Annotated in this window: 1 protein-coding gene and 1 pseudogene; both read right to left on the bottom strand. The window is 68.3% G+C overall.

Features of this window, described 5'->3' with window-relative positions:
* On the bottom strand, window positions 1-186 hold a 186-nt coding region (locus ACK4TH_RS13245; protein ID WP_409627097.1), incomplete at its 3' end, for a hypothetical protein.
* A 28-nt stretch (window positions 187-214) separates the two neighbouring features.
* Window positions 215-523: pseudogene (locus ACK4TH_RS13240) on the bottom strand (biotin/lipoyl-containing protein); the annotation flags it as partial.
* Window position 524: the final 1 nt, after the last annotated feature.

Raw genomic sequence — 524 nt, 5'->3', positions numbered from 1 at the left:
GTCGCTCACGCTGGAGCCGCCCGCCTCCGTCCGGCTGCTCTGGATGCGTTCGTACAGCGCCGCAAATCGCTCCTTCAATGACGTCATGGGCTGCTGCCTTCCCGCCTCCGCGCCGGCCTGGGCACCCTCCGCCGCGGCCCCCGGCGCACCTGCTGCCGCCAATCGCTGCTTCCGCAGCTGCTCCAAGCGCGCGAAAATGTCGTTGGCGTCAGACTGCGGCGCCGACAGGTGCGGGCGCGGGCGCAGCCGGCTGGAGCACCGGAGCGGGCGCTGGCGCTGCAGCAGCAGGAGCCGGTGCCGCGGCGACCGCAGCGCCTTCGGCTTCCAGCATCAGCACGACGCTGCCCTGCTTGACCTTGTCGCCCACGGCAACCTTGATCTCCTTGACGACGCCGGCGTGCGACGACGGAATCTCCATCGAGGCCTTGTCGGACTCCACCGTGATCAGGCTTTGTTCCAGCGCAATCTTGTCTCCGGGTTTGACCAGCACCTCGATCACCGCGACGTCCTTGAAGTCACCAATG

Origin of the sequence: Tepidimonas sp. (genome assembly GCF_046292505.1) — a bacterium.
Lineage (GTDB): Bacteria > Pseudomonadota > Gammaproteobacteria > Burkholderiales > Burkholderiaceae_C > Tepidimonas.
This window is presented reverse-complemented; position numbering and strand designations above follow the sequence as displayed.